The 5,152-nt window shown below is 64.5% G+C and carries 6 protein-coding genes; 5 read left to right on the top strand and 1 reads right to left on the bottom strand.

What is annotated here, in order from left to right:
- Positions 1–231 precede the first annotated feature (231 nt).
- From BG61_RS37520 to BG61_RS37505, 4 genes are all read left to right on the top strand, one after another.
- Positions 232–1,239 carry a YncE family protein gene (locus BG61_RS37520; protein ID WP_035936215.1) on the top strand — a complete coding sequence of 336 codons (1,008 nt, stop codon included), beginning with the start codon at positions 232–234 and terminating at the stop codon, positions 1,237–1,239.
- 76 nt (positions 1,240–1,315) lie between these two features.
- Complete coding sequence (locus tag BG61_RS37515; protein ID WP_035936213.1) at positions 1,316–2,341, top strand: sterol desaturase family protein; 1,026 nt, start codon at positions 1,316–1,318, stop codon at positions 2,339–2,341.
- A gap of 131 nt (positions 2,342–2,472) precedes the next feature.
- Complete coding sequence (locus BG61_RS37510) at positions 2,473–3,300, top strand: EI24 domain-containing protein (protein WP_035936210.1); 828 nt, start codon at positions 2,473–2,475, stop codon at positions 3,298–3,300.
- Between the two features lie 9 nt (positions 3,301–3,309).
- Positions 3,310–4,122 carry a competence/damage-inducible protein A gene (locus BG61_RS37505; protein ID WP_035936209.1) on the top strand — a complete coding sequence of 271 codons (813 nt, stop codon included), beginning with the start codon at positions 3,310–3,312 and terminating at the stop codon, positions 4,120–4,122.
- Between the two features lie 102 nt (positions 4,123–4,224).
- Here BG61_RS37505 and BG61_RS37500 read toward each other — a convergent pair whose 3' ends face one another.
- Positions 4,225–4,689, bottom strand: coding sequence for a rhodanese-like domain-containing protein (locus BG61_RS37500; protein WP_035936207.1), 465 nt, complete (start codon positions 4,687–4,689; stop codon positions 4,225–4,227).
- A gap of 370 nt (positions 4,690–5,059) precedes the next feature.
- Between BG61_RS37500 and BG61_RS44550 the strand changes: the two genes are divergently transcribed.
- A partial coding sequence (locus BG61_RS44550; RefSeq protein WP_241486503.1) for a glutamine synthetase occupies positions 5,060–5,152 on the top strand: 93 nt, incomplete at its 3' end.

Here is a 5,152-nt window from a genome sequence, read left to right as displayed (position 1 = left end):
GGCGTGGAGTTGCCCTGCGTGAAGAGTTACGCGCCGCGCGCGACCGGAGACAACCAGAGCGGTCGCACAGGGTTGCGCGCGAGGTTTTCAGGAAACCGGCATCGCATCGAGCGCAAACGGGCCAAGGCGCCATGGCGAAACAGGAAAGTGCCGCTCCGGCGTGACCCCCGTCAACCCTTTCGCGCCAGCAAACGTTCTACAATGACGGCCTGTTTTCCGACCCGAGTTTTCATGCGCCATTTCCCGCTTCCCGGTCTCGTTCGCGCGACCCTCGCCGGCGCGGCTCTCGCCGCCGCCTTCCTCGCACCCGCCGCCCACGCGAACAACGTGATCGTGCTGAATTCCGGCGAGGCGACGCTGAGCCTCATCGACGAAACGACCCGCCAGGTCGTAGCCACCGTCCCGACCGGCAAGGAGCCGCATCACCTGATGCCGACGCCGGACAATTCGTCGCTGATCGTCGCGAATTCGGTCTCGAACAACCTGATGTTCGTCGACCCGAAGACCGGCAAGACGCAGCGCTGGGTGCAGGACATCGAGGACCCGTACCAGATTGGCTTCTCGCCCGATCGCAAGTGGTTCGTGTCCACCGGGCTGCGGCTCGACCGCCTCGACATCTATCACTACGACGGCAAGGACATTTCAATCGCGAAACGCCTGCCGCTCGCCGTGATGCCGAGCCACATCGCGTTCACGAACGACAGCAAGACCGCTTTCATCTCGCTGCAGGTGTCGGGCGAGGTCGCGGCGATCGACCTGCCGACGCAGACCGTCAAGTGGAAGATGAAGGTGGGCAAGGTGCCGGCCGGCCTCTGGATGACTCCCGGCGACAAATACGTCCTCGTCGGCATGACGGGCGCGGATTACGTGGCGGTGGTCGACTGGCGCAACCAGAAGATCGTCAAGACGATCCCGACCGGCAAGGGCGCACACAACTTCCGCTCGCTCGCCGACGGCAAGCACGTGGCGGTGTCGAACCGGGTCGCGAGCACGATCAGCATCATCGACGAAGACACGCTCACGAACGTCGGCGACATCACCGGACTCATGCCCGGCCCCGACGACATGGAACTTTCCGCCGACAAGCGCTATCTTTGGGTTACGTTCCGGTTTGCGAAGCACATCGGCATCATCGATCTGACAAACCGAAAGCTTATCCAGACCATCGCGGTGGGCCGCTCGCCGCACGGAATCTACTTTTACAATCGTGCGCCGGTGACGGCGCCGAACGGCGCCTGACGCAGGCGCCGGCGCAACCCGTGCGCGGGCCGCGCGCGCCGTTCGCGGCGGCAGGCCCCGCACCCGATGGAGCATCATGTTTCATTCCGTTCTCTCGTCGCTCGACAACGTCGTTTCCGCCCTCCAGACGCTGCTGTATGTGGACGTCATCCAGCCGTTCCTGTTCAAGGTCGGCCTGATGGACTACGACGAAGACACGTACGACGCGCTCTACTGGGTCATCGTCGGCGTGCTGGAAGTGATCGCGATGTACGCGCTCCTGCGCCCGCTCGAGGCGCTGCGGCCGGCGGAGAAATGGCAGGACCGCCGCGCGGTGCGGGTGGACGTGATCTACACGTGGCTCGTGAAGCTCGGCATCCTCAACCTCTTTTTCTTCTTCACGTTCCAGCCGATTTTCGATTCGCTGCAGGCGTGGCTGCGCCTGCACAACGTCTCGAATCTGGAAATCGACAATCTCTGGCCGGGCGTGACGACCCAGCCGCTCGTCGCGTTCGCGATCTATCTCGTCCTGCTCGATTTCGCCGGCTACTGGTATCACCGCATGGAGCACCGCATCGGCATCTGGTGGGAACTGCATGCCGTGCACCACAGCCAGCAGCAGATGTCGCTCTGGTCGGATGACCGCAATCACCTGCTCGACGACATCCTCCAGGCCAGCTTTTTCGCGGCGGTCGCGCTCGTGATCGGCGTGGAGCCGTCGCAGTTCGTCGTGCTCGTGGCGATCACGAACCTGATGCAGAGCGTGCAGCACGCGAACATCCGTCTGCACTATGGCTGGCTCGGCGAGCGCCTCCTGGTGAGCCCGGCGTTCCATCGGCGGCATCACGCGATCGGCTACGGCCACGAGGGCACGCGTTACGGCTGCAACTTCGGCGTGCTGCTGCCGTGGTGGGACATGCTGTTCAGGACGGCTTCCTGGAACCGCGAACCCGAGCCGACCGGCATCCGCGACCAGATCGGCGCGCCGGGTGTGGCGGCCGTGAACTATGGCGACGGCTTCTTCCAGCAGCACTGGCTCGCTTTCAGGCGCATCGGCGCGCGGCTCGCCTCGAGCCGTGCACGCAACCGCGCCGATTCGGACACGGACGCAGCCGCCGTCTGAGCCGGCCGCGGTGCCGCGCGCTGGCCCGGGGCCGAATGCAGCCAGCGGCGAGCGGGCCAGCAGCGGCTCACCTGCGCGGGCGAGCCCCGCTGGTTTATCCTGTCTCCTTTCCCATTTCAGACGAATTCCGCATGAGTGACCTGCTGCGTTCGTTCGTGCGCGCGCTCGCGAACGCGTTTCACCCGAAGATGCTCTGGCTCACGTTTATGCCGTTCGCCGTGGCGAGCGTCGGTTGGGGCCTCATCCTGTGGTTTTTCTGGCAGACGCTCACCGGCGCCGCAAACGGCTGGCTCGACGGCTGGGCGCTCACCTCCGCGATGTACCGGCTTTTCGACTCGTTCGGCTTTTCGTCGCTGCACGCGGTGATCGCGCCGTTTCTGGTCGTCGTGATGGCGATTCCGCTGATCGTCGTGACCGTTTTGCTGCTGATTGCCACGCTGTCGATGCCCGGCGTCATCAAGCTCCTCACGCGGCGCCAGTACGCGGCGCTCGAGGAGCGGCGGGGCGGCTCGTGGTACGGGAGCCTCGGCCACTCGGTGGTGACGACCGTCGTGTGCCTCGTGCTGCTCGTCGTGACGCTGCCGCTCTGGCTGATTCCGCCGTTTTTCGCGCTGATTCCGCCGCTCCTGTGGGGCTGGCTCACCTATCGCGTGATGACCTACGACGCGCTCGCGCTGCACGCGAGCGTCGCGGAGCGCAAGACGATCGTGCGCAACGCGCGCTGGCCGCTTTTCGCGATCGGCATCGTGAGCGGCCTGTTCGGCTCGCTGCCGACGATGCTCTGGGCATGGTCGGTCTGGCTCCTGCCGCTGTTTCCGGTGGTCGCCGCGGCGACGATCTGGATCTATGCGTTCATTCTGGTGTTTTCGGCGCTCTGGTTCGCGCACTACTGCCTGTACGCGCTCGAGCGCCTGCGCGCCGACACGGCGCGCGCTCCGGCCTTGCCGGTTCAATCCTGAGGGGTATCCATGGGCTTTGGCGTAATCATCATCGGCGATGAAATCCTGTCCGGACGGCGCACGGACAAGCATCTGCCGAAAATCATCGAATTGCTGTCGGCGCGCGGGCTCGCGCTCGACTGGGCGGAATATATCGGCGACGATCCCGCGCGCATCACCGCGACGCTCGCGCGCTCGTTCGCCTCGGGCGACATCGTGTTCTCGACGGGAGGAATCGGCGCCACCCCCGACGACCACACGCGCCAGTGCGCCGCCAAGGCGCTCGGCGTGCCGCTCGAACTGCATCCTGAAGCGGCGGAACTGATCCGCGCGCGCATCGTCGACATGGCGGGCGACAAGCCGGTCGATCTGAATTCGCCGGAAAACCTGCACCGGCTGAATATGGGAACGTTTCCGAAAGGCGCGGGGATCATTCCGAACAGCTACAACCGGATCCCGGGTTTCTCAGTCGGCGATCATCATTTCGTACCGGGCTTTCCGGTCATGGCATGGCCGATGATCGAATGGGTGCTCGACACGAAATACGCGCATCTGCATCACCAGAAGCCTTATGTGGAGCGCTCCGTGCTCGTCTTCGGGCTGCCGGAATCGCGCATCACGCCGCTCATGGAGTCGATCGAGCGGGATTTCCCGGGCGTGCGGGTGTTCAGCCTGCCGAGCGTCGGCGATGCGTCGCGCGGCGCGATCTACGCCCGGGCGCACATCGATCTGGGCGTGAAAGGGGAGCCGGAAACGGCGAGCGCGGCGTTCGAGGTGCTGCGCGAAGGGGTGCGCGCGCTCGGCGGCGAAATGGTGGAAGCGGAGCCGGACCAGCCGGCGTGAGCGGGCGCGTATAAGGCCGGCGCGGGCGAACCGCGCGCGGGGTGAACGTGCCGAACGCGCGGCCGGAGGTCGAAGGGTGGAGATGGCCGGAAAGGCTGGCGTTCAGGCGCCGATCCACGGCAAGCCGCGGAAGCACCAGCCCGCCACGGTCTTGCGATGGCCCTGGCCGTCCTTGTCGCCTTCGAACCCTTCCAGCAGATCGAACGCCTGCGTAAAGCCTGCCTTCTGCGCGGCCACCGCGGCGAGCTTCGAGCGCGCCGCGCTGCGGCACAGGAAAAGGACCGGAGTATCCGGAGTGGCAACCTGCCGCAATTGTTCGATAAACTCCGCATTCGGCACGGAGCCGGGGTAGCGGATCCATTCGATGTGAGCGTACTGGGCGCCGTCAATGGCCGGACGGCCCACCCAGTCGAGTTCGGCGCGGGTGCGCACATCGATGAGCCGGGTGCGCGGATCGAGTTGCAGCACTTCGAACGCCTCTGCCGGCGCGAACGCGCCGGCGTAGGGCAAGTGGTTTTCAGTGCCGCGCCGGGCGGCCTGGCCGTATAACTGTTCGAGCGTGCTCATGACGCGTGTCTCCGGAAAACAGAAACATTCATTCTAGCGTGGCGCCGAAAGGAAAGCGCCCGGCGCCTGACGGGAACCAGACTCAACCGAAGTTGCATCAAGTTGGTGCGCGGGACGGAAAATGCCCAGTTTCAGTGCTAACGTTGGACGGGTGTCGGTGCGAAGCACTTATTTCGTGCGTCGACTGTGGAACGATATTCACTGGTCGGCAAACACTTAAGAACGCTTCACCAAAAATGCGCGCTGCTTCAAATGCTTAGCGCGGCGATGGTGCGCTTGGCATGGAAGCTGCTTTTTAGTCGCCGATAGTGTTCGGATCGGTAGGGGCGGCGAAGGGTTTCGCCGACTTTTGTTAATCAGGAGATAGGTAATGAGTAAATCCGTGGCCGACGTCATGCAACTCGTCAAGGACGAGGACGTCAAGTTTGTCGATTTCCGTTTCACCGACACGCGCGGCAAAGAA

This window comes from Caballeronia glathei (assembly GCF_000698595.1).
In the GTDB taxonomy this organism is placed as follows: Bacteria; Pseudomonadota; Gammaproteobacteria; order Burkholderiales; family Burkholderiaceae; genus Caballeronia; species Caballeronia glathei.
Note: the sequence above shows the minus strand (reverse complement) of the source record. Positions and strands in the feature narration are given on the sequence as shown.